This window comes from Synechococcus sp. R5-15 (assembly GCF_047462035.1).
Lineage (GTDB): Bacteria > Cyanobacteriota > Cyanobacteriia > Thermostichales > Thermostichaceae > Thermostichus.
This window is the reverse complement of record NZ_JANSIK010000068.1, coordinates 1-1,691: the sequence shown is the minus strand read 5'-3', so window position 1 is coordinate 1,691 and position 1,691 is coordinate 1. Positions and strand designations below refer to the sequence as shown.

Here is a 1,691-nt window from a genome sequence, read left to right as displayed (position 1 = left end):
TTGCCAAACCGCCTAAAGCTCAGTAAATTCAGCAAAGTTCAGGGTTTTGGGGGTTAGAGGCATGCTCCCCCATATTGCTGCACCAAGGCCCCCATTTGGGCGAAGTAGCGACCCAAGGTGTAGACAACATCGTAGGGAAAGTTCTCCTCGTCGAAGTTGGCCGTCCCCCGCAGGGAAGCGCTGAGAATGGCGGCGGTGACTTGGCTGCCGACCGAATGGGCCTGCAATTGATGTTGAGCTACTTCCACATCTGCTTTATCGATCACCAGCCGTTGCAGGGTGACATCTCCAGTGATGCGGGTTTGACAGGCCAGACGAATATGTACAGGAAGGTCTAGCCGTTGAGCTAACTTCTTCTCGGCAGGAGTCATGCTGCGGCAGTTTTGGCTGCCTTCCAAAATCAGGATGCGACAGGTGGAGCAGGCGGCATTGCCCCCACAGGCATGGACATGGCGCACCCCCGCCTTGAGCAGATTTTCCAGAACCGTGAGCAGGGGATTGGCTTCCAAGGTGAGGTTGTCGGGGTAACAGGTGATCCGCATGGTTAAGAGGGAGTGAGGGGTGGCAAAAAGATTCAGCACTACCTAAATTCAGTACGGCATTGCCCTCCCCTTGGATGCTGTTTTCAAAAGTTTTGGGTATTGGGTAACCTCACCCCGCAGCCTGCCCCGGCGCCGATGATAGAGTACAGAGGAGTCTTCTGCGCGAGCCCTTTATGCCTCAGTCCAAACCCCAAGAATCCCCAGCCCGCAAGCTCCTCAACATTTTGCTGCTGGTGGTGGGCACGGTAACTTTCTTGGGCTTCTCCTTTGGCCCGCTATTCCAGGCCCTCGGGCCTTCCAAATCTCCAGAGGCCAGCCTGGTAACCGAGCAACTGCGGGCCCAGGCAGACGGCTATCGCGTCGTGCTGGAGCGGGAGCCGGATAACCCCATTGCCCTGCGGGGGTTGATCGACACCCAACTGCAATTGAACGAGCCGCAAGGGGCCATTGAGCCGCTGAAGAAGCTGGTGGAACTGGAGCCCGAAAATCGGCAACTGAGAGCCTTTTTGGCCGAAATCCAGCAGGATACGGGGGATTTTGAAGGGGCATTAGAACAGCTCCAGATCCTTTACGAGGGGGATCCCAAAGATGGCCAGGTGCTGCAGCAGTTGGTGGATGTGCAGCTAACCCTGGGCCGCACCTCTGAGGCCATTGCCCTGCTGGAGAAGCATCTTGAAGAAGTGCCGGAAGATAATGATGTACGTTTGCGCTTGGCCTTTGTCTACGCCCGCAACAACCAGACCGAAAAAGCCATAGCCCTCTACGACGAGTTAATCGCGGCGGATCCCAGTGATTTCACCCCCGTGTTGGGCAAAGCCATAGCCCTCAGCTCCGCCACCGATGAAAACCTACGGGCAAAAGCGCCTGAGTTGTTTGAGCAAGCAGCGCGGTTGGCCCCACCCCAAGTCCGGGAGCAAATCCAGCAGCAAGCAGAGATTTATGCTCAGGTGAACCGGCCCCAGACGGTCGAGAGGCAAAACGATAACCCCACTCCCTGAGCGGGTTTTCAACCTCTGGGCTAATCCCGGGGTTGGTAGGATCCTGTTGGTACCATGGCAGTTCTGAGTCGACCCAATAGAAAGAGCATGCCTCTAACCCCCAAAACCCTGAACTTTGCTGAATTTACTGAGCTTTAGGCGGTTTGGCAAA

The 1,691-nt window shown here is 56.1% G+C and carries 2 protein-coding genes; one reads left to right on the top strand and one right to left on the bottom strand.

Annotated features, from left to right (window positions below; all coding sequences use genetic code 11):
- Positions 1-53: 53 nt before the first annotated feature.
- A complete protein-coding gene (locus tag NW839_RS06410; protein ID WP_414332325.1) occupies positions 54-581 on the bottom strand; it encodes a 2Fe-2S iron-sulfur cluster-binding protein in 528 nt (175 codons plus the stop codon).
- Between the two features lie 134 nt (positions 582-715).
- Between NW839_RS06410 and NW839_RS06405 the strand changes: the two genes are divergently transcribed.
- On the top strand, positions 716-1,540 hold the full coding sequence (locus NW839_RS06405; protein WP_414341891.1) for a tetratricopeptide repeat protein: 825 nt from the start codon (positions 716-718) through the stop codon (positions 1,538-1,540).
- The last annotated feature ends 151 nt before the right edge of the window (positions 1,541-1,691 follow it).

Bases quoted from the DNA above. Each gene is read 5' to 3' on its own strand.
- NW839_RS06405 (WP_414341891.1), top strand. From the start codon at position 716: ATGCCTCAGTCCAAACCCCAAGAATCCCCAGCCCGCAAGCTCCTCAAC.